This window comes from Agromyces intestinalis (assembly GCF_008365295.1).
Classification (GTDB): domain Bacteria; phylum Actinomycetota; class Actinomycetes; order Actinomycetales; family Microbacteriaceae; genus Agromyces; species Agromyces intestinalis.
Map to the genome: position 1 here is coordinate 651,222 of NZ_CP043505.1, position 25,545 is coordinate 676,766.

At 69.2% G+C, this 25,545-nt stretch carries 19 protein-coding genes; 10 read left to right on the plus strand and 9 right to left on the minus strand.

The window, feature by feature from the left end:
- Positions 1-54: 54 nt before the first annotated feature.
- The 3 genes from FLP10_RS03110 to FLP10_RS17355 all read right to left on the minus strand — a co-directional run bounded on the left by FLP10_RS03110 (position 55) and on the right by FLP10_RS17355 (position 1,736).
- Complete coding sequence (locus FLP10_RS03110; protein WP_149159537.1) at positions 55-375, minus strand: WhiB family transcriptional regulator; 321 nt, start codon at positions 373-375, stop codon at positions 55-57.
- A 169-nt stretch (positions 376-544) separates the two neighbouring features.
- The gene (galE, locus tag FLP10_RS03115) at positions 545-1,507 is read right to left on the minus strand and encodes a UDP-glucose 4-epimerase GalE (RefSeq protein ID WP_149159538.1); all 963 of its coding nucleotides are present in this window, start codon (positions 1,505-1,507) and stop codon (positions 545-547) included.
- A 76-nt stretch (positions 1,508-1,583) separates the two neighbouring features.
- Positions 1,584-1,736 (minus strand): hypothetical protein, encoded by a 153-nt coding sequence (locus FLP10_RS17355; RefSeq protein ID WP_168209084.1) that lies wholly within the window; start codon positions 1,734-1,736, stop codon positions 1,584-1,586.
- 99 nt (positions 1,737-1,835) lie between these two features.
- Between FLP10_RS17355 and FLP10_RS03120 the strand changes: the two genes are divergently transcribed.
- Positions 1,836-2,837 carry a GlxA family transcriptional regulator gene (locus FLP10_RS03120; RefSeq protein ID WP_149159539.1) on the plus strand — a complete coding sequence of 334 codons (1,002 nt, stop codon included), beginning with the start codon at positions 1,836-1,838 and terminating at the stop codon, positions 2,835-2,837.
- Between the two features lie 7 nt (positions 2,838-2,844).
- On the opposite strand, the gene FLP10_RS03125 is transcribed toward FLP10_RS03120, so the two are convergent.
- From FLP10_RS03125 to FLP10_RS03135, 3 genes are all read right to left on the minus strand, one after another.
- Positions 2,845-3,993: a glycosyltransferase family 2 protein gene (locus FLP10_RS03125; protein ID WP_168209085.1), complete on the minus strand. Its 1,149-nt coding sequence runs from the start codon at positions 3,991-3,993 to the stop codon at positions 2,845-2,847.
- A 164-nt stretch (positions 3,994-4,157) separates the two neighbouring features.
- A complete protein-coding gene (locus FLP10_RS03130) occupies positions 4,158-5,417 on the minus strand; it encodes an acyltransferase family protein (protein ID WP_168209086.1) in 1,260 nt (419 codons plus the stop codon).
- Entirely contained in the window at positions 5,303-7,369 is a 2,067-nt protein-coding gene (locus FLP10_RS03135) for an acyltransferase family protein (protein WP_168209087.1), read from the minus strand. The genes FLP10_RS03130 and FLP10_RS03135 overlap by 115 nt, the downstream gene beginning before the upstream one ends.
- Before the next feature lie 165 nt (positions 7,370-7,534).
- Between FLP10_RS03135 and FLP10_RS03140 the strand changes: the two genes are divergently transcribed.
- The 3 genes from FLP10_RS03140 (at position 7,535) to FLP10_RS03150 (ending at position 13,826) form a co-directional block, all read left to right on the plus strand.
- Positions 7,535-9,163 carry an HTTM domain-containing protein gene (locus FLP10_RS03140; protein WP_149159543.1) on the plus strand — a complete coding sequence of 543 codons (1,629 nt, stop codon included), beginning with the start codon at positions 7,535-7,537 and terminating at the stop codon, positions 9,161-9,163.
- Between the two features lie 147 nt (positions 9,164-9,310).
- Positions 9,311-12,379, plus strand: coding sequence for a glycosyltransferase (locus FLP10_RS03145; protein ID WP_149159544.1), 3,069 nt, complete (start codon positions 9,311-9,313; stop codon positions 12,377-12,379).
- 4 nt (positions 12,380-12,383) lie between these two features.
- A complete protein-coding gene (locus tag FLP10_RS03150; protein ID WP_149159545.1) occupies positions 12,384-13,826 on the plus strand; it encodes a hypothetical protein in 1,443 nt (480 codons plus the stop codon).
- A gap of 71 nt (positions 13,827-13,897) precedes the next feature.
- On the opposite strand, the gene manA is transcribed toward FLP10_RS03150, so the two are convergent.
- On the minus strand, positions 13,898-15,127 hold the full coding sequence (manA, locus tag FLP10_RS03155; protein ID WP_149159546.1) for a mannose-6-phosphate isomerase, class I: 1,230 nt from the start codon (positions 15,125-15,127) through the stop codon (positions 13,898-13,900).
- A 112-nt stretch (positions 15,128-15,239) separates the two neighbouring features.
- On the opposite strand from manA, the gene FLP10_RS03160 reads away from it, so the two are divergent.
- The gene (locus tag FLP10_RS03160) at positions 15,240-16,418 is read left to right on the plus strand and encodes an acyl-CoA dehydrogenase family protein (RefSeq protein ID WP_149159547.1); all 1,179 of its coding nucleotides are present in this window, start codon (positions 15,240-15,242) and stop codon (positions 16,416-16,418) included.
- A 55-nt stretch (positions 16,419-16,473) separates the two neighbouring features.
- Here FLP10_RS03160 and FLP10_RS03165 read toward each other — a convergent pair whose 3' ends face one another.
- Positions 16,474-17,772 (minus strand): UDP-glucose dehydrogenase family protein, encoded by a 1,299-nt coding sequence (locus tag FLP10_RS03165; protein WP_149159548.1) that lies wholly within the window; start codon positions 17,770-17,772, stop codon positions 16,474-16,476.
- Positions 17,773-17,875: 103 nt separating this feature from the next.
- Between FLP10_RS03165 and FLP10_RS03170 the strand changes: the two genes are divergently transcribed.
- Entirely contained in the window at positions 17,876-19,297 is a 1,422-nt protein-coding gene (locus FLP10_RS03170; protein WP_149159549.1) for a bifunctional cytidylyltransferase/SDR family oxidoreductase, read from the plus strand.
- 15 nt (positions 19,298-19,312) lie between these two features.
- Here FLP10_RS03170 and FLP10_RS03175 read toward each other — a convergent pair whose 3' ends face one another.
- A complete protein-coding gene (locus FLP10_RS03175) occupies positions 19,313-21,127 on the minus strand; it encodes a methyltransferase domain-containing protein (protein ID WP_168209088.1) in 1,815 nt (604 codons plus the stop codon).
- A gap of 110 nt (positions 21,128-21,237) precedes the next feature.
- Here FLP10_RS03175 and FLP10_RS03180 point away from each other — a divergent pair, with 110 nt between their 5' ends.
- From FLP10_RS03180 to FLP10_RS03195, 4 genes are read left to right on the plus strand one after another with little or no spacing between them, the layout of a single operon-like run.
- Positions 21,238-22,611, plus strand: a complete 1,374-nt coding sequence (locus tag FLP10_RS03180; RefSeq protein ID WP_149159551.1) for an O-antigen ligase family protein — start codon at positions 21,238-21,240, stop codon at positions 22,609-22,611.
- On the plus strand, positions 22,608-23,891 hold the full coding sequence (locus FLP10_RS03185) for an O-antigen ligase family protein (RefSeq protein WP_149159552.1): 1,284 nt from the start codon (positions 22,608-22,610) through the stop codon (positions 23,889-23,891). Before FLP10_RS03180 ends, FLP10_RS03185 begins: the two co-directional genes overlap by 4 nt.
- A 10-nt stretch (positions 23,892-23,901) precedes the next feature.
- Positions 23,902-24,771: an ABC transporter permease gene (locus tag FLP10_RS03190; RefSeq protein ID WP_149159553.1), complete on the plus strand. Its 870-nt coding sequence runs from the start codon at positions 23,902-23,904 to the stop codon at positions 24,769-24,771.
- Positions 24,755-25,501: an ABC transporter ATP-binding protein gene (locus FLP10_RS03195; protein ID WP_149159554.1), complete on the plus strand. Its 747-nt coding sequence runs from the start codon at positions 24,755-24,757 to the stop codon at positions 25,499-25,501. The genes FLP10_RS03190 and FLP10_RS03195 overlap by 17 nt, the downstream gene beginning before the upstream one ends.
- Positions 25,502-25,545 lie beyond the last annotated feature (44 nt).

Genomic DNA, 25,545 nt, shown 5'->3' on the forward strand with positions numbered 1-25,545 from the left:
CCGACGGCCGGCTTCGGTGCCGGTCGCCTCGTCGGCGCGTTCGCGCGCAGCGCGTCAGACGGCGCGCTTGCGCAGCTTGCGCCGCTCGCGTTCGGAGAGCCCGCCCCAGATACCGAAACGCTCGTCATTCGAGAGTGCGTACTCGAGGCACTGCGCACGGACTTCGCATCCGGTGCAGATGCGCTTCGCATCGCGCGTCGAGCCGCCCTTCTCGGGGAAGAACGCTTCGGGATCGGTCTGCGCGCAGAGCGCATCGCTCTGCCACGCCAACGGATCGTCGTCATCCACCGCAGGACGCACCCCCGGCACGCCGAGGCGCACGGGGTCGACGAACCAGTCTTCAGGTACTCCAGAACGATATTCAGGATTGCCCATATCGTCTCCCACCCAGTTGTACCGACCGCCACGAGGGCGTGTCAGAACAATTACACCGATGTGATTCGATCGAGTCAAGCCGGGAATCGTAAACCCTCAAGCCACCGTCGAGGCTTCACGGCGCGCGCGACACGCCGACGCCGTGTCCGAGCCGTGATGAACGGATGCCTCAGGCCGCGGCTTTGCGGGCCTGCCAGGCGCTCTCGACCATCTCGGCGAGGGTGTGGCGCATCCGCCAGTCGAGGTCGCGGGCGGCGAGTTCACCCGACGCCACGATGCGCGCGGGGTCGCCCTGACGTCGCGGCGCGATCTCGGGGGTGAAGTCGATGCCGGTCACCTCGGCGACCGCGCGCATGATCTCGCCGACCGATACGCCGTCGCCCGAGCCGAGGTTGTAGACCGGCTCGATGACTTGGCCGGCGTCGAGCCGTTGCGCCGCGACGACGTGCGCGTCGGCGAGGTCGGCGACGTGGATGTAGTCGCGCACGCAGGTGCCGTCGGGGGTCGGGTAGTCGTCGCCGTTGATGCGCGGCGTACGACCCGCCAGCAGCGCGTCGAAGACGAGTGGGAACAGGTTGTGCGGGCTGACATCGTAGATGTCGGGGGTGCCGGAACCGACCACGTTGAAGTAGCGCAGGCTGGTGTGGCGCAGGCCCTGCGCGCGGCCCTGGTCGGCGAGCAGCCACTCGCCGATGAGTTTCGACTCGCCATAGGGCGACTCGGGATGCTTCGGGGTGCCCTCGGTGACGAGGTCGACGTCGGGCGTGCCGTAGACGGCGGCGCTCGACGAGAACACCATGCGCTCGACGCCGGTGTGCTCCATCGCGGCGAGCAGCGTGGCCGTGCCCGTGACGTTCTGGTGGTAGGCGCGCAGAGGTTCCTGCACCGAGACGCCGGCGAACTTGAACCCGGCCAGGTGCACGACGCCCGTCACGCCGAAGCGCTCGACGGTGTTCTCGATGAGCGACCCGTCGAGGATCGAGCCCTGCACGAACGGGGTGCCCGTCGGCACGAACTCCACGCGCCCGGTCGACAGGTCGTCGAGCACGACCGCCTCGATGCCCTTGGCCGCGAAGGCGCGGGCCACGTGGGCGCCGATGTAGCCGGCTCCACCGGTCACTAACCAGGTCATCTCGTCCGCCTCTCCTGCGCCCGTCGTGACGCCCGTCCGATGGTACTGGACGGGCGTGACGGCGAGTGGGCGGCGCTCAGCGCGCCTCGGCGGTGCCGCGGAGTTCGGCGTCGTGGAGCCGGTCGGGGATGCCCCGCCAACCGTATCCGTCGCGCACGAACCCGAGCACCGCACCGACCAGCCCCGACACGACGAGGGCGGTGACGATGAGGAACAGGATGATCGACATGGCAGAAACGCTATGGGTTGCCAGATCCTGCCGACAGTGGCAGGGTGGACGTAGATCGGCTCATTCCTGCCATCCCCCAGCCGCCCACCGGAGGCCCTCATGCTCAAGACCGTCGCCTGCATCGCCGTGCCGCAGATGGCGCCCTTCGAGTTCGGCGTGATCTGCGAGGTGTTCGGCATCGACCGCACCGAGCACGGCGGGGTCGCGTTCGACTTCCACGTCGTCACCGCCGAGCCCGGGCCGATCCCGACCAAGCTCGGCTTCTCGATCAACGTCGACGAGGGCCTCGAGTTCGCGGCCACCGCCGACCTCATCGCCGTTCCCGCATCCCCGGTCGGAACGCCGGCCGACGAGGCCGTGCTCCGAGTCATCCGCGACGCCGCCGAACGCGGCGCATGGGTGCTGAGCGTCTGCTCTGGCTCGTTCATGCTCGCCGAGGCCGGCGTGCTCGACGGCCGCCGCGCGACCACGCACTGGATGTACGCCGACCTGCTGGCCGAGCGCTACCCCTCGATCGAGGTCGACCCCGATGTGCTGTTCGTCCAAGACGGCAACATCGTCACCGGTGCCGGCACCGCGGCCGGCATCGACGCGGCCCTGCACATCGTGCGCACCGAGCTCGGCGTCGCACAGGCCAATATCGTCGCTCGTCGCATGGTGGTGCCGCCCCAGCGCGACGGCGGGCAGTCGCAGTTCATCCGCACGCCCGTCGTCGAGTGCCGCAGCGACTCGCTCGCCGCCGTGACCACGTGGATGGTCGAGCACCTCGACGAGGAGCTCACCGTCGACCGCCTCGCCCGCAAGGCCCTCATGTCGCCCCGCACGTTCGCGCGCAAGTTCCGCGCCGAGACCGGCACCACCCCGAACGCCTGGCTCAACCGTCAGCGCCTTCTGCGCGCCCAGGAGCTGCTCGAGGGCAGCGACCTCAGCCTCGAGGAGATCGCCCGCGAGACCGGCTTCGGCGCGGCATCGGTCATGCGCCACCATTTCGTGAAGGTGCTGCAGACCACGCCGACCGCGTATCGGCGCACCTTCGGGTCGCACCTGGGCGTGCTGTCTGCGGTGGAGCCGGACGCGGACCTCTCGTCGGTCGCGAGCTGAGTCACGCTCAGCGGTCGGATGCCGCGGCGAACGCCCTGAGCTCGCGCGGTGCCGCTCGGAACCTGACGAGCGGCACGGCGGCCGATTCGTCGCCCCAGAACGGCATCCGCACGTAGTCGACCCCGTCGATGCGTACGAGGTCGTGCCGGAGCAGGTCGAGTCCTCCCCGAGCGATGTACTCGAGCGCCCGGGCCCGATCGTCGCGCAGCACGAACTCGAACAGCACCTTGTACTCGGCGGGCACCACGTGCCAGACCGGGTCGTCGGCGTCGGGAGCGAGCGCGGTGAGCCCCGATCGCAGCGCGGCGTACGCCTCATCGCCCATCCGCGGCAGTTCGGCGGCCGCGACGGCCGCGTCGTAGCCGAGGAACTGCCCGAGCCTCGCGAGGTGCACCGCCGTCGTCGACTCGTGCTCGAGCACCTCGAGCGCGCCGACCGCGGTCGCGAAGCGGTCGTGCACCTGCGCGGGCCGCACACTCTGCTGGGTCATCGAGGAGCCGTCTGACCGGATGCGCCACGAGACCACCGGGCGGGCGAGCACGTCGATGCGCTCGGCGCGGGCGTACGCGCTCGCGCTCACCAACTGGTCTTGGAAGTGCCCGCCCTCGGGAAACGCGAGCCCCGCGGCATCCCAGAAGCTGCGGCGGTACACCTTCGTCCACTGCACGGCGTTCACCATGATCTGCGGAAACTCCGCAGCCGAGGTCGCGCGCCGATCCTGCCCATGAGCCTCACTGATCCAGAACGCGGGCGGCGTTCGTCGCCCGCCGAGGAGGCGGTCGTATCCGCCGACCGCGAAGTCGGAACCGGATGCCTCGAGCGCGCCGACGAGGTCGCGCAGTGCGCCTGCCAGCATGAGGTCGTCGCCGTCGAGGAACGCCAGGTACTCGCCGCGCGCTTCGGCGATGCCGAGATTGCGACTGGCGTTCACGTCACCGAAGGATGCCTCGACGAGTCGCACCCGCGAGTCACGCGCCACCCAACGGCGCACCCGCTCGGTGGTGCCGTCGGTCGATGCATCGTCGACGACGACGATCTCGACCCGCCAGCGCCCCTGGGCGAGCACCGAGCGGATCGCGGCGTCGACGTAGCGCTCGACATCGTGCACCGGCATCACGACGCTGACCCAACCGACCGTGCGGTCGCCCGGTGCCACCACCTCTGCTGCGCGTCGGCCACGGCGCCGGCGTGTCTGCGCTGCGACAGCTCGCGCCGCACCTGTCGGAAGGGTGCGGAGCATGGGCATACCGAAAGCGTAGGTCACCGTGGCGATCAGCCCGGCGCCGCCCGTGCGACGATCACCGGATCCGGATCCGCGAGTCAGGTCTCCAGTGCCGCCGGCCCTTCTCCGGTCGCCGGTCCTCGCACTGCGTTCGCGTCGCGGGCCGCCTCTGGCCTGCCGCGCGAAGGGCGTGCCTTGAGCCGGAGCGCATGCTTCTCGATCGCGTGCCACGATGCGAACGCGAGGAGCGCGGTGACCACCGTGACGATCATCACGTTCGCGGCCAGCGGGATACCCGGATACCTCATCACGATGAGCTGCTGGACCGGGAACGCGAAGATATACAGCCCGTAGGAGATATCGCCGAACCGGGAGACCGATCGGAGACCGGGCGTACTCATCATGCCGAACGTGATGACCACGTATGGCAGCGTGATCCATGCCACCGCTCGGGCCGTAGGGGGATCGAAGGACGCGGCCACCAGAACCTGCACCACCAGGAGGACCAGCGCGACATCTGCTCGCCGCTGGATCTTCCGACTCAAGACCGCCATGAGCATGCCCGCGGCGAACGCGACCCAGAGCCCGAACGCACGCTGCCACGACGTGCCATACGCGATCAGCGGCTCATCGACGAAACGCGAGACGCCGACGCTCGCCAACGCGAAGACCAGCACCGCCAACGCCGGTCGCTTGACGAACAGCAGGATCGGCACGAACAGATAGCAGGCGAACTCGATCGGCAAGGTCCACAACGACCCGTTCACGGAGTGCGAGAAGGCGTTCTCCGAGAACACGCCCGGCAGGTCGTAGACGGGCCGCAGGAAGATGTTCAGGAGGTAGTTCCACGTTCGATCACTGCGGAAGTACTCCGACACACTCAGCGAACTGATGATCGGCCCGAGGATGAACACGGACGCGAGGACCACCGCGGCGAGCGCCGGAAAGATCCGCAGTGCGCGATTGCGGAGGTAGTGCGTCAGCCGCGGTGATCGTATCCACGACGTCGCGATGAGGTATCCGCTGATGATGAAGAACACCTGCACTCCGAGCGTGTGCAGCGGGAACCCGAGCACACGCGGCACCGCCGATGCGTGCCCGGTCAGCTCGAACCCGTGCCCCACGATCACCGCGAGCGCGGCCGCGATCCGAAGCGCATCGAAGTTGTTGCGGTGGGCCGTGCCGGTCTTCGCCGGCACGCCCGGGCCAGCGGGCTGCACCGCGCCGCCGGAGTCGCGGCCGCTCACTCTGCGATCCCGGCGGCTCGGGCGAGATACGGGGCCATCGACGCGGCGAACGTCGCGGTGAGATGGTTGCTGTCGCGATACACGTTCACGCCACCGATCGTGAGTTCGCACTCGGTCTCCGAGCAGAGGTACTCAGTGAGGTCGATCACCTTCACCCCGTCCTGTCCCGCGCCCGCCGCGACGATCAGATCCTCCTCCTCGATCGCGTCGCTGCGCAGCAACGCGCCGCAGAGCTCGAGTTCATCGAGGTGCTGCTGGTAGCACTCGTGCATCGTCTTCGACATCGTCGGGATGTCTCGTACCGCCCACACCTCGGTGCCCCGCTCCACCGCCGGTTCCCACGCGGCCCGGAACCCGTCGATGCCCGCTCGATCGCTCGGGTTTCCCTCGGCATCCACGAATTCGGCCTCCCCGGCGAAGTAGCTCGTCAACAGATAGTCGTAGGGCTCGCGTTCGGCGAGGACCTCCTGCAGCTTCCCGTTCCATTCGGTGCACGAGCGCCGGACGTCCGCCGCGAGATCGCGCTCGGCGGTATTGAACGCGCACGCCGACTTGAAGAACAGATCCAACCGCCAGCCGTGTGACTCGATGATCGCCTTCACCGCCGGAAACCACGAGACCGCGTGACTGTTGCCGATCAGCACGATCCGCTTCTCAGCGTCGTCGGGACCCCACGAGCATTCCCGAAACGCGTACTCCGTCGGCGGAACACTGCACTCGGGCGCGTACGCCTCCGACCGATCATGGGGCGGGCTCTCGGGGATCGCGGGAGAGCGCGGCACGACTCCGGCGCACTCGGGTTCGACCCGGTATGCAGCACCGAGACATGCATCGGGGTTCGCGATCAGCGCCTGTTCGGCAGCGACCTGCGCGTCGGCGCGATTCCGTTCGAACATGCCGGCGCCGAACGATGCGATCAGCACGACGGCGAGCGCGACCGCCAATCCTGCTCGCGCGACACGTCGGGTCGGCTCCGAATCCGCCGCGGTGGTGAACGGTCGTTCGACGCATCGCTTCGTGAGCCACGCCAGCCCGATCGCGGCCGCGATCACCGCCATGCCCGCGAGCACGCCGAGGGGCCGACCGTCGCGAAGATACAGCGCGAAGACGAAGATCGGCCAATGCCAGAGGTAGATCCCGTACGACAGGCCGCCGAGCCAGACGAGCGGTCGGAGCCCCAGGAACCGGTCGGCGCCGTACCGCGTCGGCTGCACGTGCGCCCAGAGCACGAGTACCGCCGCACCGGCAGGCCAGAGCGCCGCCCAGCCCGGGAACAGCTCGGAGACCTGGAGGAGCAATCCGCACGTGATGATCGCCGCGACTCCGAACCAGCCGAGCACGCTGGCGAGTCTTCGCGAAAGCGGGATCCTGGTCAGCACCAGCGCGGTGAGGCCGCCGAGCGCGAACTCCCACACGCGTGCGAACGTGTCGTAATAGGCGAACGCCTGGTTGTTCGCGGTCGAGACGACCGACCAGGCGAACGACGCCGCCAACACGACGGAGATGCCCGCGATGAGCGCACTCCTGACCCCGATCGCGGATCGGCGAACGATCCAGACCACCACCAGCCCCAGCACGAGCCAGATCAGATAGAACTGCCCTTGCGCGGACATCGCCCAGAAGTGCTGGACCGGAGAGTGGAACGCGTCGCGAGCCAGGTAGTCGATGGACGAGAACGCGAGGAACCAATTCTCGACGTACCCGGCGGCGGCGGCGATCTCCGAGAAGGTTCGCTCTCTGGCCGCGAGCGAGAGGATGAGGAGCGCCGCCACGCCCGTCACGGCGAGCACGATGAGTGCTGCGGGAAGCAGCCGTCGCGCGAGCCGGCCCACATAGACCAACGGTCGAACCGTGCCGAAGCGATCGATCTGGCGAACGATCGTCATGGTGATCAGGAATCCCGACACCACGAAGAACACGTCCACACCGCCCGACACCCGTCCGAGCCAGATGTGGAACGCGGCGACGAGGAGGGCCGCAATCGCCCTGAGCCCCTCGATATCTCCACGTCGAGCCGTCGGAGGGACGGCCGGGCGCGCGGGAGCATCGGCGAGAAGCGTCATGGGTAACCTTGTGCGGTCAGGGGTGGATACGGAGAACATCTTCGCATCAGCGAGGCTCAACCCCTATTTCGGCGACCGCGTGGTATGGCGGAGGCCGTTCGATCGGCCACGCGTCGTCGACTTCCGCGCTCCGAATCGGCTCGCCCGCACCGCTACGCTGTCCGCGTGCCAATCGACGCCCGATCGACGGTGCCCGTCCCTCACCGCTGGGTTCGGCAGTGGGCAACCCCTCCGCAGGTGCTCGCAGTCGCGCGCGTCGCGTTCGCGATCGGGCTCCTGCTCGTCTGGCAGCCGCTCGACGCGGCTCCGCTCGGAAGCCTTCCCGCCGAGGTGTACTTCGCGCCGCTCGGGCCGATGGTGCTGCTCGGCGGATTCCCGCCGACCTGGTGGCTCGTCGCGCTCGAGGTCGGCTCACGGGGGGCGCTCGCCGCACTCGCCCTGGGCTGGCGAACGCGTGCCGCCGGCCTGACGTTCGCGGTCATCGAGACGATCCTCTCGGGCTACCGCTACAGCACCGGGAAGATCGACCACGACATCCTGCTCTATACGGTGGTGCCGGCCGTCATGTCGTTCTCCGCGTGGGGGGATCGGCTCTCGATCGACTCGCTCATCCGTCCTCGGCGAGCTCGTGCGGATGCCTCTGCCATCGCGGTCTCGCTGGTCGCCGTCGCGACCGCGGTGGAGTTCGCGACATCGGGTATCGCGAAGGCGGCGACCGGATGGCTCGATCCGACCTCATCCGCGGTCGAGGCCTGGGCCCGCCAGTACGAACAGTCGTCTTCGCTCCGAGCCGTGGGTGAGACGCTGCTCGCGAGCGACAGCCTCCTGCTCTGGAAGTCGTTCGACGTCGCGACCGTCGTGTTCGAGCTCGGATTCCTCGTCGCGATCGTGTCCCGACGAGTCACCCGCTGGTACGTGCTCGGCGCCGTCGGGTTCCACCTCGGCATCCTGCTCGTGCTCGGAATCGATTTCTCGAAGCTGACCCTGGTCTACCTCATCCTGCTCGGCACGCTGGGTGCGAAAGCACTCGCGCCGCTTCCGTTGGCGAGAGGTCGTCGAGCCGCGTCGTGGCGATGGCTGATCTGGCCGGGCGTGACGGCGGCAGCCATCGGCGTCTACTGGACGTCATTCGACGTCAGAACCCTGGGCCCATCGCTGGCCGGGTACTCGTCGCGGTCGGTGATCGGCTTCGTCGCGCTGATCGCGTTCGGGGTGATCGTGATCGCGACCGCCCGCAGGGCGCCCGAGCGATCGCTGTCACCGCGCCTCCCGCGCTTCGCGGACCCCGTCGTCCTCGGCGCAGGCGCGCTCGCGCTCGGCATCGGACCGATGACCCTCTTCACCCTTTCGGAGCCGTTTCCCGCGGTCATGGGTCCGTTGTTCATGGGGAATCAATCCGAGGACCGTGCCATCACCACCTTTCGACAACGATTCCTCCTGATGCACGACGATGAATCCGCCCCCATCTCGGCGGCGGAGTTCTACGCCGTCCGCGATCCGTACGCGACGAGTCTCGGCGAGTTCCAGTTCCCGCGCAGCGTCGAGACCTGGCCACGCGCCGTCGGGAGCGCGCGCATCGCGGAGCTCTCAGCTCTCGGCCACCGATTCAGCTGGATCCCCGTGCACGGGGATCCAGCTGACGTCGGGGATGCGCAACGACAGGACCTCGCGGACCGCTTCCCGGATGCGACCGGCATCGAGATCCGGTGGCAGGAATCCACCAGTGTCGACGGGGAACCGATCGAAGAACGGATCGCCAGGCGATACCTCATCCCGCTGACCGCCGACCGCTGACCGCGCGCGCCACGAGGCTCGTCGCCTGGCCGACGTCATGCGAGGATTGGGCCGCGCGTATTCCGCGAACTCCGTCGCCCCGTCCCAGAGAAGGCTCCAACCTTGCGTCAGCGTGTCCGCCTCATCGCGAAGCGAAGCCTCCGCGTGTTGACCACCATCTCCAGCAGTCGCTCCGCCCGGCTCACCGGCGCCGCAGCCGAGTACCAGCGTGCCAACGTCCTGGCGGCCAGTGAACTGTTCGACGCGGAGCACTACGCCGCGTGGTCCGGGCTGACGGATGCCTCGCCCTTTCAGCTCGCGCTCCACTACCTGCGCGAGGGAGCCCATCGCGGATTCTCGCCGCATCCGTTCATCGAACCGTTGATGTTCCCCGGCGATGTGCGCCACTTCCTCGAGGCGGGACTCGCGGACGCCGCATTGCGCTACCTCCACAGCCCCGACTCCACTGCGCACGCGTGGAGCCCGATCTTCCAACCCGTCGAGGGCGTCGATCCGTGGGAGCAGCTGCAGCGGATGCAGCCCGACGATCGCCTGCCGGTGCCGGCCGACTTCGTGGGCGTGGCCCCGACCTGGGCCGAAGCACGAGCATCGATCATCCAGAGCGGGCACCGGCTCGCACTCGCCGCCCGGCGACGGATGGCCCCCGTCCGCAGCGACTGGGATGACACCGCTGAAGCCGCGTGGATCGCACGGGTCGAGGCCGAGCGCATGTCGCCCGTCGAGCAGCCGCTGGTGTCGATCATCATGCCCGTTTGGAACCGTTCCACGGAGGTCCTGCACGCGATCGACTCCGTCCGCGCGCAGACCCACGCGAACTGGGAGCTGCTCATCGTCGACGACGGCTCGACGGATGACACGCTGCAGGTCGTTCGTGAGGCTGCTTCAGCGGACTCGCGGATCATCCCGGTCGGCGTCGAGCACGGGGGTGTCTGCCGCGCACGGAATGCCGGCATCGATCACGCACGGGGACGGTACGTCGCGTTCCTCGACAGTGACAATCGCTGGACGCCTCGCTTCCTCGAACTCTCGCTCGCTGGATTCGGAGACGAGGCGCTCGGGGTGTACGCCGCCCTTCGGATCACGGAGGCGGACGGAACGACTCGATACCGCGGTGGCCAGGTGGACTTCGAAGACCTGCTCGTCGAGAACGGCATCGACATGAACAGCCTCGTGCTGCATCGATCGACGCTCGCCGAGGTCGGCCCGTTCGACGAAGCCCTGAAGCGATGGGTCGACTACGATCTCGTGCTGCGTATCGCTGCTCGAGGCACCCTCCGATACCTCCCCTTCGTCGGCTGCGAGTACTCCAATGTCGGGTCCGCCGACCGCATCACCATGAAGGAACCGTTCACCTGGCGATTCCGCGTCGCCGAGAAGGCCTTGATCGACTGGGAGCGCGAGCAGGCGAAGCCGCGACCGCTTGCGGCGAGCGTGGTCGTCGTCATGCACGAGCAGGGGAACCGAACGATCGCGCACATCGACGAGGTGCTGCGTACCACTCCCGACGACTGCGAGGTCGTTCTCGTCGACAACGCCTCGAGCGCGTACGTCGCGCGGGTCACCGACGCACGCTACGCCGCCAATCCGCGCGTGCGCATCCGTCGTGCCCCCCGCCCGGTCACCACTGCGCTCGCGATGAATCTCGGATTCGCCGAGTCGCAGGGTCGAGTCGTGGTGTTCCTCGACAATCACGTCGAACTGCGCCGCTCATGGCTCGAGCCCATTCTCGCGACGCTCGAGGCCGACCCCGATCTCATCGGCGTGCAGCCGCTCATCACGGATGCCACCGGAACCATCGAATCGGCAGGGTACGTGTTCACGCTCCCGGACGCGCGGCCGGTGCCGTTCCTCAAGGGGCATCCGCCTCAGGACGCGCGCCGTGCTCCCGCCGTGCTGTCCGCGGTGAGCGGTGCGGCCTTCGCGGTTCGCGCCAACGCATATCAGCAGGCGCGCGGTCTCGATGCCCTGTATCGCGGCGATCTGGCGACCGTCGACTTCTGCCTTCGCGCCGCCGCAGGAGCCGAGAACGCGTTCCGCAGAGTTGACGATTCGGTCGCCGTTCAGCACCCCAACCCCGCGATCGCCAAGCGGATCACGCCGTTCGAGACGGTGGACAACCGGCTCTTCCTGGACCGCTGGTCACGCAACCTGCCCGGCGCTCAGCTCGACCGATACGAAGCGCTCGGCTTCGACACGGTCTTCCTTCGTCCCGACGGCGATCTCGCCGGTGCCGCCACGCCCGTTCTCGTGCGCCGGCCGACGGAGTCGACATCGACGGAGGTCGCGCCCGCACTCCGCTGGGCGATCAAGATCGGTGCCGATTACACCAGGGGCGGTGACGGTTGGGGGGATATCCCGTTCGCCGAGGACCTCGCCGCTGCGCTGACTCGACACGGTCAAGAGGTCGTCATCGATCGCCGCCATGCGTTCAAGCGGCCCACGACGTACCTCGATGAGGTCGTTCTCACGATCCGCGGGTTCCACCGAGCCGAACCCCAGCCCGGTGCGATCAACGTCCTGTGGGTGATCAGCCGGCCCGAGCTCGTGACCTTCGACGAAGTGCGGGGGTACGATCTCGTCTTCGCGGCGTCGCCGAAGTGGGCCGCGTGGATGAGCGAGCGCACCGGAGTCGATGTGCACGTCATGCTGCAGGCGACGAACCCCGATCGCTTCCATCCGGCGGATGACTCGGTGGATCGAAGCGGGGAAGTGCTGTTCGTCGGCGGCCCGCGCATCACCGAGGGCGGGCGGCGAGTCGTGCTCGATGCGCTCGCGGTGGACGCGCCGCTCGCGCTCTGGGGACCCCGCTGGGGACTGGTCGCACCACCCGAGCGCGTGCGAGGTGAATTCCTGCCCTTCGACGAGGTGCCCGCCGCCTATCGATCGGCATCGATCGTCTTGAACGACCACATGCCGTCGATGGCCGAATGGGGCTTCGTCAACAACCGAACGATCGATGCGATCGCCGCCGGGACCCCGGTCGTGAGCGACGAGGTCGAGGGCCTCGACGAGTTCGAGGGCGCCGCGCGGAGCTATCACGATCTCGATGAGCTGCGCACGTTGCTCACCGATCACCGTTGGGTCCCGGATGCGCAGCGCATGCGTGAGATCAGCGAGCGAGTGCGCTCGCTGCACTCGTTCGACGCTCGTGCGCAGGAACTTCTCGACGAGGTGCTCGTCGTTCGCCGGGGCCGGCACGGGGATGTCGTACGCTGACGAGGTGTCAACCCGCGAGCCGCTGCGCACGGTGCTCGTCGCCCAAGCGCAGCTCAGCCGGTTCGCCGGATCCGAGATGGTGACGCTCGAACTCATCGAGCAATTCGTCGCCTGGGGAGCGCGCGTCGTGGTGGCGACTCACGCGAGCACGCCCCCGCTGCGACCGCTCATCGATGCGACGGGCGGTGTCGAAGTCATCCCGGTGGATGCGCTGATGGACCCGGCGAGACTCGACGGGTACCACATCGACCTCGCGTGGATCCATCATGGGGTGCTCCCGCCGGCCATCCTGCGGGCGGCCGATTCGATCCCGGTCGTCTTCAACCACATGTCCGGGGTCCATCCGATCGAGTTCCCGATCGTCCCCGAGGCGGAGGCGGACCTCGCCACCCTCTCCCTGTTCAATTCGCGTGAAACGCTCGAGCGCCAGCGAGAATCCGGACTTCTCGACCGCCTCGACCCTGAGCGCATCGGCCTGTTCGAGAATCCCGCTCCGGATGCGTTCCTCGACGTCCCCGCACGACCGGTCGGCGATGCTCTCATTCGTATCGCCGTCGTGTCCAACCATCTCCCCGACGAAGTGCGCGAAGCGCTCGAGAGCCTCGAGGGCGTCGTCGAAGCGGTGTACATCGGCGAGTCCACCCCGGGTGGTTCGCCTCGACGGCTCGATCCCGCCGTGCTCGAGCCGTTCGACGCCGTGATCACGATCGGGAAGACCGTGCAGTACGCGATCTGCGCGTCTCGCCCGGTCTACTGCTACGACTGGTTCGGCGGCCCGGGCTGGCTCTCCGCCGAGAACTTCGACGCGGCGCGCGCGCGCAACTTCTCGGGGCGCGGATTCACCGCACGCGAGCCGTCCCGAATCGCCTCGGAGCTGGTCGACGGCTTCGTCGACGCGCACGCGTTCGCGCTCGTCGCCGCCGACGTCCACGCTCCCGAATTCACGCTCTCGACACGTCTGAAGGAGGTGCTGGGCCGTTGCGCGGCTGCTCCCGAGCAGCAACGGTCCGTGACCGCCGAAACGGCTGCATCGATCGCCAAGCTCCAGGAGTTCACCGCCACGTGGGTTCGGGCCGGCTCACGAGCGAGCCGCGCCGCCGACGAGGCGGCAACCGTCGAACGCGCCAGGCAGGCTCTCGACGAGCAGGTTCATGCTCTCCAGGACGACCTGGAGGCGGCCCAGGCCATCGCCGCGCGGCGTGAGCAGCAGGTAGGTGAACTGGAGGCACTGATCACGACGCTGCGAAGCGACCTCGCCGATCTGGCAGAGCGCGAACGTCGACTTTCGGCTCGTGTGGCGCAGTCGGAGGAGGAGCTCGCGACGCTCCGGCATTTTCGTGCTCGTCGCAGCGTGCGTGCGCTCGTGGCGGTCACCAGGCCGTTCGTCCTCGCCGGTCGCGCGGTGCGGCGCGTGGTGCCATCACGCGCAACCCAGGCGGATCGCTGACCCATCGCTCGGATCCCCTCGTATCGGTCACGCCGCAGGGGGCTCGTCCGCGTCCACGCGTCGCATGCGGGTCATCCGTTGGTTGCGATCCAGGCGACACCGCGGCCCGACACGCTCAGCCGACCCTCATCGGGCGTGATGTAGACCGCTCCCCCGCGCGGCACGTCGACCCCGCCGAGCGCGCCCTCGAGACGCACCGCGTCCCCCTCCACGAGCACGATGGCCGGGCCGTCGAGCTCGATCGACGACGACCCGCCCTCGCCCGGCTCGACGCGGTGCAGCACGAAGTCGGGCACGTCGGGACGGAACGTCAACACCCCCGGCGACGCGCGCTCGGGCTCGAGGCGCGGCGGGGCCATCGGCGTGAAGTCGAGCACCTCGAGCAGCTCGGACACGTCGATGTGCTTGGGCGTCAAGCCGCCGCGCAGCACGTTGTCGCTCGCCGCCATCAACTCGATGCCGAGCCCGTGCAGGTAGGCGTGGATGTTGCCGGCGGCGAGGAAGAGCGCCTCGCCGCGGCGCAGCCGCACCCGGTTCAGCAGCAGCGAGATCACGATGCCGGGGTCGCCCGGATACGCGACCGAGAGGTCGACGACCGTCGCGAACGAGTCGGCGTAGGCGGATTCCTCGGCCTCGCGCGAGCGGGCGAGCCGCACGACGCGCTCGACGACCCACACGGCCTGCCCCGTGTCTTCGCCGCGCCCGTCGCGCAGCAGCCACTCGACGGTGTCGGCGAGTCCGATGTCGAGATGCTGCTCCAGCAGGTCGAGCGCGCCGGGTGCCGGCGCGGCATCCGAGGCATCCGCTCGCCTGAGCAGCTCGAGGATGTCGCGCACCTCGCCGAGCGGCCGGAAGCCCGACAGCGCATCGAAGGTCTCGCTGACGGCGACGACGAGCTCGGGCTTGTGGAACGCGTCCTTGTAGTTGCGGTCGTACGCGTCGATCGGGACGCCCTCGGCCTCTTCGCGGGCGAAACCCGCCCGCGCCTGGTCGGGTGTGGGATGCGCCTGCAGCGACAGCGGGCCACCCGCCGCGAGCAGCTTCAGCAGGAACGGCAGCCGGCCTTCGGCGGCCGACTCGGCGCCGAGCGCAGTATGCGGGTCGAACTGGATCCAGGCAGCGAGATCGGATGCCCCGCCGGTCTGCGCGGGATCGACGATCTGCGCCGGCGATCCGGCATGCGCACCGAGCCACAACTCGGCCTCGGGCCCGCCCGACGGTTCCACGCCGAGGAACCCGGCGATGTCGGTGGTCGAGCCCCACGCGTAATCGCGCGGGGTGTTGCGGATCGCGACAAACATGCAGGAGTGTCCTTTCGGGCGGTACGTCCCAAGCTACAACGGCATGGCATGCCGCTTCGCACCCGGCATACCCTCGTGGCATCCGCGCAATGACGATGAGGAGAGCTCTGCCATGTCCTTCGAACCGCTCGCGAGCGACTTCTACGGCTACTACGACCTGCTGACCGACCGCGAGCGCGAGGCGCTCGGCGAGCTGCGGGCCTGGCTCGAGGCCGACGTGAAGCCGATCATCGGCGGCTACTGGGAGCGAGCCGAGTTCCCGATGCAGGTCGTGAAGCCGCTCGCCGACCTGGGCGTGCTCTCGTACGCCTGGGAGGAGACCGCGCCCTTCGAGAACTCGACGCTCTTCCGCGGCTTCGTCGCCCTCGAGCTCGCCAGGGTGGATGCCTCGGTGAGCACGTTCGTCGGCGTGCAGAACGGCCTCGCGACCGGATCGCTGGCCGTCGGCGGCTCGAAGGAGCAGCGCGAGGAGTGGATCCCGAAGCTCGCCTCGGGCGAGATCCTCGGTGCGTTCGGCCTCACCGAACCGCTCTCGGGGTCGGATTCGGCCAAAGGCCTTCGCACCACCGCGCGCCGCGAAGGCGATGAGTGGGTGCTGAACGGCCAGAAGCGCTGGATCGGCAACGCCACCTTCTCGGACATCACGATCATCTGGGCCAAGGACGAGGGCGACGGGCAGGTCAAGGGCTTCATCGTGCCGACCTCGACGCCGGGCTACTCGGCCACCAAGATCGAGGGCAAGATCAGCCTGCGCCCCGTGCAGAACGCCGACATCACGCTCACCGACGTGCGCGTGCCCGAGTCGCTGCGACTGCAGAACGCGAACTCGTTCCGCGACACCGCCGCCGTGCTGCGCGCCACGCGCGCCGAGGTGGCCTGGGCCGCGGTCGGCACCTCGGTCGGGGCGTACGAGGCGGCCCTCGACTACGCGAAGCAGCGCGTGCAGTTCGGCAAGCCGATCGCGTCGCACCAGCTCATCCAGGAGCACCTCGTCAACAGCCTCGGCAACATCACCGCGTCGCTCGGCATGGTCGTGCGCGCCTCGCAGCTGCAGGACGCGGGCCGGCTCGGCGACGAGCACTCGGCGCTCGCCAAGGCGTACGCGACCGCGCGCATGCGCGAGACGGTCGCCTGGGCCCGGGAGGCCTGCGGCGGCAACGGCATCGTGCTCGACCACCACGTGGCCCGCTTCTTCGCCGACGCCGAGGCGCTCTACTCGTACGAGGGCACCCGTGAGATGAACACGCTCATCGTGGGTCGCGCGATCACGGGCGAGGCGGCGTTCGTCTGAGCGCACGCCACGGCGTGTCGCGCTCGCGCTGACCGGCTGCGATGCTCCGCGCCGGTCAGCGCCCCAGCCCGCGGTACTCGAACCCGGCGGCGCGCCAGGCGGCGGGCTCGAGTGCGTTGCGTCCGTCGATGATGCGGGCCGAGTCCATGAGAGCGGCGGTCTGCTCGGGATCGAGGGAGCGGTACTCGCCCCACTCGGTCACGAGCACGGCGAGCTCGGCGCCGCGCAGGGCTTCCGAGACGTCCGCGACGTAGGTCAGCTGCGGATGCTTCGCCTGCGCGTTCGCGATGCCCTCGGGGTCGGTCGCGACGACCGAGGCACCGAGCCCGTTGAGGCGCTCGGCGACGTCGAGTGCCGGCGAGTCGCGGACGTCGTCGGAGTCGGGCTTGAAGGTGAGGCCGAGCACGGCGATGCGCCGCTCGTAGACCGAGCCGCCGAGCATCTCGACCGCGAGGTCGACGACGCGCTCCCTGCGGCGCAGGTTGATCGCGTCGACCTGACGGAGGAACGCGACCGACTCGCCGCGACCCAGCTCCTCGGCGCGCGCGGTGAAGGCGCGGATGTCCTTCGGCAGGCAGCCGCCGCCGAATCCGATGCCCGCGTTCAGGAACCGACGGCCGATGCGGGCGTCGTGGCCGATCGCGTCGGCGAGGGTCGTGACATCCGCGCCGGTGGTCTCGGCGATCTCGGCCATCGCGTTGATGAACGAGATCTTGGTGGCGAGGAACGCGTTCGCCGCGGTCTTCACGAGCTCGGCGGTCGCGAGGTCGGTCACGATCCGCGGGGTGCCCGTGGCGAGGGGCTGGGCGTAGACCTCGTCGAGCAGCGCCGTCGCGCGCTCGTCGGTGACGCCGTAGACGATGCGGTCGGGAGTGAGGGTGTCGGCGACGGCGAAGCCCTCGCGGAGGAACTCGGGGTTCCACGCGAGCAGTGCCCCGCTGCCGGCCTCGCGGATGCGCTCCGCCAGTGCGGCCGCCGTGCCGACGGGAACGGTGCTCTTGCCCGCGATGAGCGATCCGGGGCGTGCGACGCCGATGAGCGCGTCGATCGCCGCATACACGAAGCGCAGGTCGGCCGCATCGCCGTCGTGCTGCTGCGGGGTGCCCACGGCCAGGAAGTGCACGTCGGCGTCGGCGGCGTCGGCGAAGGACGTCGAGAACCGCAGGCGCCCCGTCGAGAGCGCCTCGTCGAGCAGTTCGGGAAGCCCCGGCTCGAAGAAGGGCGCGACACCCGACGCGAGCTTCGCGATCTTCGCCGCATCGGTGTCGATGCCGACCACATCGTGACCCAGCTTCGCCATCGCCGTCGCATGCACGGCGCCGAGATAGCCGCAACCGATCACCGAAATCCGCACCGTGCAGACCCCTTTCATTCCAAACCACGCCATTCTCCCCCATCGCGCGACGGCTGGCGCACCCGATCGGGGAGGCGACCGCGGGCGCGCATATGCTTGTGCGGTGAGTTCACCGAGTACGTCACCGCGAACGATCGCCGTGATCCTGGCGGGGGGTGTCGGGTCCCGCGTCGGACTCGGGCTGCCGAAGCAGCTCATCAAGATCGCCGGCAAGGCGATCGTCGAGCACACGCTCGAGCGGTTCGAGGCGAGTGAGCAGCTCGACGAGGTGCTCGTCATGATGAACGCCGAGACCGTGCACGAGCTCGACTACCTGCGCGGCGACGAGCGGTTCGCCAAGCTCATCGGCATCCTCCCCGGCGGTGGCACGCGCAACGACACGACGAAGCTCGCCATCGCGGCCCTCGCCGAGCGCGGTGCCACCGATGACACCAAGGTGCTCTTCCACGACGCCGTTCGTCCGTTCGTCGACGACCGGATCCTCGACGACTGCATCGCCGCGCTCGACGAGTACGACGCGGTCGATACCGCGATCCCGTCGGCCGACACGATCATCGAGGTCGACGACGCATCGGTGATCACGGGCATCCCGCCCCGCTCGACGCTGCGCCGCGGTCAGACCCCCCAGGGGTTCCGACTCGGCACCATCCGCCGGGCGTACGAGATCGCGGCGGGCGACCCCGAGTTCGCCGCCACCGACGACTGCGGCGTGGTCTTCAGCTACCTGCCCGAAGTGCCGATCAAGGTCGTGGCCGGCTCGGCGCAGAACATGAAGATCACCGAACCGCTCGACATCCACATCGCCGACAAGATCTTCCAGCTCCAGTCCGAATCGCTGAGCACGTCGACCGCGGGCCTGCCAGACCTCCGGAGTCGGTCGGTGGTCGTGCTCGGCGGCTCGTACGGCATCGGGGCGGCGATCGCCGACCTCGCCCGCGCCGCGGGCGCGCGCACGCACGTCTACAGCCGCAGCCTCACGGGCACGGATGTCACGTCTCGCAAGCTGGTGCGACGTGCGCTGTCGGATGCCGCGGAGCACGGCCCGATCGACTACGTCGTGCTCACCGCCGGCGTGCTGTCGATCTCGCACCTGGTGCGGACGCCGAAATCGCAGCTGCGGCACACGCTCGACGTCAACCTGCTCGCGCCCGCGAAGGTCGCGCAGGAGGCCTACGAGTACCTGCGGGAATCGCGCGGCCAGCTGCTGCTGTTCACCTCGAGCTCGTACACTCGCGGCCGAGCCGGCTACAGCGTGTACTCGGCGACGAAGGCGGGCGTCGTGAACTTCACCCAGGCGCTCGCCGACGAATGGTCGGCCGACGGCATTCGGGTGAACTGCGTCAACCCGCAGCGCACCCGCACGCCGATGCGCACGAGCGCGTTCGGCGACGAACCGGCCGAGTCGCTGCTCGAACCCGAGGCCGTGGCTGCCGCCTCGCTGCGGGTGCTCACCGCCGACTTCACCGGGCAGATCGTCGATGTGCGGGTCGAGGCCCAGCGCTCGGCGGCTCCTCCCCGTACTTGAGCGCAGCGGCGCCGTTCAGTCCCGTTCGTCGACGAGCCGCTGCGAGACGAGGTCGTAGAGCTCGGCGATGCGCCGCGAATCCTCGCGGAGCTCGTCGATCTCCTCGGTGAGCTCGGCGACGCGGCGCTCGAGTTCGGCCACACGCGCGTCGGCATCCGCCGATGACTCGACGGGCGCCGGCTCGGGCGCCTCGGGGCCAGCGCCCCGGCGGAGCATCCGCTTGGCACGTTGCATGAGTACAGCCTCCCATGATCGATCAGGGTCGCCGACGTCGATGACGACGACGGCGAAGACTCGGGGCTCGCCCGCGATGACGCGCAGGTCGTGCCGCAACAGGCGAAACCGCAACCCGTGCGCGGCGAGCTCGTCGTGCAGCCACGGCAGGGCGAGTTGCCAGGTCTCGGGCAACTGCTGTGCGAACCGGCGCGATGTCCGCGTCGGGAACGAGGCGACGGCGACGCCGTGCTCGCCGGCGAGCACGCGGATCATCCCGTACACGTTGCGCCGGGTCTGTTCCGGAAGGTAGGCGAGCGTGTCGGCCAGCAGGAACGACACGTCGCCCTCGCCGCCGAGCTCGCCAGCCGTCGCGGTGACCGCCCGCCGGTCGGCGAGGTTCAGCTCCCAGACGTCGAATCGTTCGTCCGCGCGCAGACGCGCCTCGTCGAGCGCCCGGCTCGCGTAGTCGACCGCGACGACGCGGCGGCCCGCTTCGGCGAGCACCTCGGCGAGCCGACCCGAGCCGGTGCCGAGGTCGACCACGAGATCGCCGGGCTCGGTGCGATCGAGCATGTCGCGGGCATCCGATCGCCTCGCGCCGCCGACGGCGTCGTACGAGAGCTGCCAATGGTGGCGGAACGAGTCAAACACTCCGAACCAGTGCTCGAACCGGCGACGCGTCACCCCGGGCGTCTCGAAGCGGAACGCCGGGTCGGGTACGCGCCAGCTCGGCCCGTAGCAGGCCGCGAGCCACGCCTCGGGGTCGCGCACCGAGGGGAACCACCGCCCGCCGAGCTCGATCTGCTCGAACGGCACGAGCTGCGACTCCGCGAGGCCGGCGCGCACGTGGATCGGCTGGTTGTAGACACCGGCGTGGTGAAAGCCCATGAACAGGTCGACGTGCGCAGCGCGCCCCGCCGTCGTGGTGCCCGCGGGCACCTGCAGATGCGCGTCGCTGTGGCGGATGACGCGGTAGCCGTGCTGCTCGAGGCGCCGCTGCAACTCGAAGGACGCGAGTGAGACGTCGGTCGGCGTCTGCTCGCCGAGGTAGACGAGCAGGTCGACGTCGTCGTCGCGTTCGAGGATGCTGCCGGTGCGGACGGCGCCGAGCAGAGTGCCGCCGGTGATCGCCACCCGGTACCCCTCGTCGGCCAGCACGGCGATGAGCGCCGCGCCCGCATCGAGGAGCAGCTCGTGCAGCTCGGAGGTCGCGGCACCCACGAGCTTGCCCCACTTGTCGACCGTGGTGCCGGCCGCGGCGAGCTCCGCGAGCGATCTCGGCGCCGGGATCGACGCCGAGCCGCCGGGTCGCGGGGCGAAGCGGAACGACCCGGCCGCAATCGGCTCGTCACCGGCGAACACCTGGATGCGCCCCGACCCGCGCAGATGCGGTCGAAGGCTTTCGGGCCACGGCACGCGCACGACGCCGTTCACCGCCTCGGGCAGGTGCGTGCTCCAGACTCGACGACCGTCGACCTCGAGGTCGACCGGTGTCCCGGCCGGCTCGCCTCCGCTGCGCCAGACGACCCCCCGACGGTCGACGGCAAGGTCGATCGCCTGGGGGCGTGCGGAATCATCGGCTCGGTTCACGTCGGCTTCGCTTTCGGAATCCATGCAAGTGTAACGACGGCCCCCGTTCCAGCAGGGCGGCACGGGCCCCCCGTTCGCGGGCCCGACCACGCGACACCGCTGGCCCGGCACCCGTGCGCGATAGCCTTGAGCGCATGACCCCTGCCCGCCGCACCGCGCTCGTCGGCGCGTATGCGACGTTCGCATTCTTCACCGTGCTCGCGGGCCAGTTCTGGCGCAACCTGCTCGGCTGGTGGGGCTTCTCCGTCATCGCCGTCCTGGTCGTCGTCGGCGCGGTGTGGCTGATCCTCGCGACCCGCCCCACATGGATCTGGCGCCGCGCGCCGAAGTCGACGCTCGCCTTCGTGGGCCTGGCCGCCGTCTCGATCACGTGGTCGGCCTACCCCGGGGCATCCGCGCTGGGCGTCGCGATCACCCTCGTGACGGTCTTCGTCGCGGTCGCCCTCGCGATCTGCCTGCCGTGGACACGGTTGGTCGCGGCGCTCGGCGCGGCGATCAAGTGGGTGCTCGCGCTCTCGATCGTCTTCGAGGCGTGGGTCGCGATCGTCGTGCGCGAGCCGCTGCTGCCGAACTTCCCGCCGTTCGAGGTGACCGGCGAGAAGCTGCCGATGGCGTTCTACTGGTCGCGCGCCCTGCTGTTCGACGGCGGCCCGATCGAGGGCATCGTCGCGAGCCGCAACCTGCTCGGCATGGTGGCCCTCATGGGCGTGATCGTCTTCGGCTGCCTGCTCGCGGCCGGCAGCATGCGGCGGGCCCATGGCATCGGATGGCTCGTGGTCGCCGCCGCCACGCTCGTGCTCACCCGTTCGGCGACCGTGATCCTGGTCGGGATCGTCGTGCTCGTGGCGCTCGGGTTCGCGGCGTGGACGAGGCGGGTCGGACCGAATCGTCGGCGGCCCGTCTACGCCGCGGCCACCGCGGCGCTCGTGGCATCCATCGCGCTGTTGATCGCGGCCTGGGGCTGGCTGCTCGAGGTGTTCGGCAAGAGTGAGGATGTCACGGGCCGGTTCGACATCTGGCGCTCGGTGATCGAGCTCGCCCAGCAACGGCCCTGGGCGGGCTGGGGCTGGGTCGGGTACTGGCCCCCGTGGGTCGAGCCGTTCGATGACCTCGCGGTGCGCAAGGGCGTCACCTACCTGCAGGCGCACAACGCCTGGCTCGACGTGTGGCTGCAGCTCGGCGTCATCGGCGTGCTGGCGTTCGCGTCCGTCGTCATCGGCGCGCTGTGGCGCTCGTGGTTCCTCGCCGTCGATCCTCCGATGGACGGCACCGGGCGCCGTCTCGCGTACCGCGCGAGCGCGCTCACCCCGATGCTGCTCATGGTCGCCCTCATCGCGCAGAGCCTGGCCGAGAGCCGCATCCTGATCGAGGGCGGCCTGGTGCTGCTCGTCACGATCGCGTGGTCGACGAAACAACGGCAGTGGGCGCCCGAGCCGCTGCCCGCGGCCGCGGCATCGCCCCGCTTCGATCCTGCGCGCCGACCGGCGCCCTCGAGCGACTCCCGATGAGCGAGGGGCGCACCCGACGACGCGCCTGGCCGGCCATCCTCGACGCGACCGGGTCGGCCCGCTTCGCCCAGGCCATCGCGGTGCTCGCCGTCGGCATCTCGTTCTCGACCCATGCCATCGTCGCCCTGATCGGGTGGCCCGGCCTCGTCGCCGCACTCGCCCTGCTCATCCTGCTCGCCGCGTCGTCGCTGGTCGCTCGCTGGCGGTTCATCGAGTGGTACGGCATCCTGCCGATCAGCATCCTCGTGTTCGTCGCCTGGTGCGTGGCCTCGCTGCTCTGGACCGACTCGCTGCGCCTGGGCGTGATCGGGGTGCTGTACCTGCTGGCGTTCGGCGTGCTCGGCGTCTACATCGCGCTCATGCGCGACACGATCCAGGTCGTGCGCGCTTTCGCCGATGTGCTGCGAGTGCTGCTGGGGCTCTCGCTCGCGCTCGAGGTGCTCTCGGGCATCCTGCTCGACCTGCCGATCGCATTCCTCGGCATCGAGGGCGACATCGCGGCGCTCGGGCCGATCCAGGGCATCTTCGGCACCCGCAACATGCTCGGTTTCGTCGCACTCATCGGTGCCGTCACCTTCGTCATCGAATGGCGCACCCGCCTTCGGCCGCGGCTCGTGTCGGTCGCGTCGGTCGTGCTCGCGGGGCTCTGCGTCGTGCTCTCGGGCTCGCCGACCACGTGGATCGCGCTGGCTGCCGTGCTCGTGGCTGCGGCAGCGCTCTACGGTCTACGACGGGTCCGGCCGGCGACCCGGTGGCGGTGGCAGATCGCGCTCGTCGTCTCGGGACTCGTCGCGCTCGTGCTGGCGTGGCTGTTCCGCCTGCGCATCATCGAAACGCTCGACGCCCGCGCCGAGTTCGACGTGCGACTCGACGTCTGGCGCGAGGCATCCAGGTACCTCGCCCTCAACCCGCTGCAGGGCTGGGGCTGGGTGGGCCGCTGGCCGCAGGAGGTGCCCTACACCTGGATCGAGCGCATGACCGGCCGGCCGCACTCCTCGGCCCTCAGCGCCTACATCGACGTGTACTTCCAGGTGGGCGTCATCGGCGTCGCACTGTTCGCCGGGCTCATCGGCGTCGCCCTCGTGCGCGCCTGGCTGCTCGCCTCGTCGCGCAAGAGCCCCGTATACATCTGGCCCGCGCTCATGCTCGTCATCCTCGCCGTGACCTCGTTCGCCGAGAGCTTCGCGCTCGTAGAGGGCGGCTGGATGCTGCTGGTGCTCTGCGCGGTCAAGGCCGCGCGAGACATGAGCTGGCGCGATGCACTCAGAACACGTGGATAGAATCTCGGCGATGTCTGAACGCCCTGCACCCGACCTGACGGGCTTCACGGTACCCGGCACAGGGCGTGGAATCCTCGATGTCTTCTCGTACCGCTACCTGCTTCGGCTGCTGGTGCGCAAGGGCATCCTCACCCGCTACCACGGCACCGCCCTCGGGTGGGCCTGGTCGTACGTGAAGCCGGCCGCGCAGTTCCTCATCTATTTCCTGGTGATGGGCGTCATCCTGCGGTTCAACCGCGGCATCGAGATGTTCCCGATCTACCTGTTCTCGGGCGTCGTGGTCATCAACCTCTTCAACGAGGCCTTCGGCAACGCCACGAGATCGATCGTCAACAACCGCGCGCTGGTCAAGAAGATCTACCTGCCGCGCGAACTCTTCCCGATCGCCGATGTGTTCATCGCGTTCGTGCACTTCCTGCCGCAGCTGTCGATCCTGCTCATCGTCTGCCTCATCGTCGGCTGGGCGCCCACCGCCGTCCAGTTGGCCGGCGTGCTGCTCGCACTGCTCATCGTCCTCATCGCCGCGCTCGGGTTGGGGCTGCTCTTCGGGGCGATGAACGTCTCGTTCCGCGACGCGCAGAACCTGGTCGAGCTCATCCTCATGTTCTCGACCTGGACATCGCCGGTGCTCTACTCCTCCGAGATGGTGCGAGCCATCGCCCCACCGTGGGTCTACGACCTCTACATGCTCAACCCGCTCACGAGCGCGGTCGAGCTCTTCCACTCCGCCTTCTGGTTCCCGACCACAGACCAGACCGCCGCACGCCCCGAGAACCTGTGGCTGTTCGCCGGGCTCGGGTTCGCCGCGGCGCTCATCATGCTCGTGGTCGGCCAGCTCGTCTTCCGAAAGTTCGAGGGTCGCTTTGCCCAAGACCTCTGAGGCCCCGGCCCGCATCATCGTCGACGGCGTCTCGAAGACGTACCGGCTGCGGCACACCCAGTCGTTCAAAGAGACGTTCACGGCGTGGGCGCGGCGCAAGCCCATCTCGACCTCGTTCCAGGCGCTCGAGGGCATCGACGTCACGGTCGGCGAGGGCGAGTCGATCGCCGTGCTCGGCTACAACGGCTCGGGCAAGTCGACGCTGCTGAAGCTCATCTCCGGCGTGCTGCGCCCCGATCGCGGCCGGGTGCTGACCCGCGGCCGCGTCGCCGGGCTCATCGAGGTGGGCGCAGGCTTCCACCCCGACCTGAGCGGCCGAGAGAACGTCTACCTGAACGCCGCGATCCTCGGCATGTCGAAAGACGAGATCGACGCGAAGTTCGACGAGATCGTCGACTTCAGCGAGATCGGCGAGTTCATCGACACCGAGGTGAAGCACTACTCGTCGGGTATGTTCGTGCGGCTCGCGTTCGCCGTCGCGATCCAGACCTCGTTCGACATCCTGCTCGTCGACGAGGTGCTCGCCGTCGGCGATGCGCCCTTCCGCGAGAAGTGCAAGGCCAAGATCCGCGAGCTCGCCGAGCGCGACAAGACGCTGTTCATCGTGAGCCACGACCTGGGCATGATCTCCGAGCTGTGCGACCGCGGCATCGTGCTGCGCCGCGGCAACGTCATCTTCGACGGGCCCGTGAGCGACGCGATCCAGGCGCTCAAGGCATCGGATCGCTGACCACCCGCGGTGTCGCGCTGCCGACCAGCCGCAGCGGGGTCGGC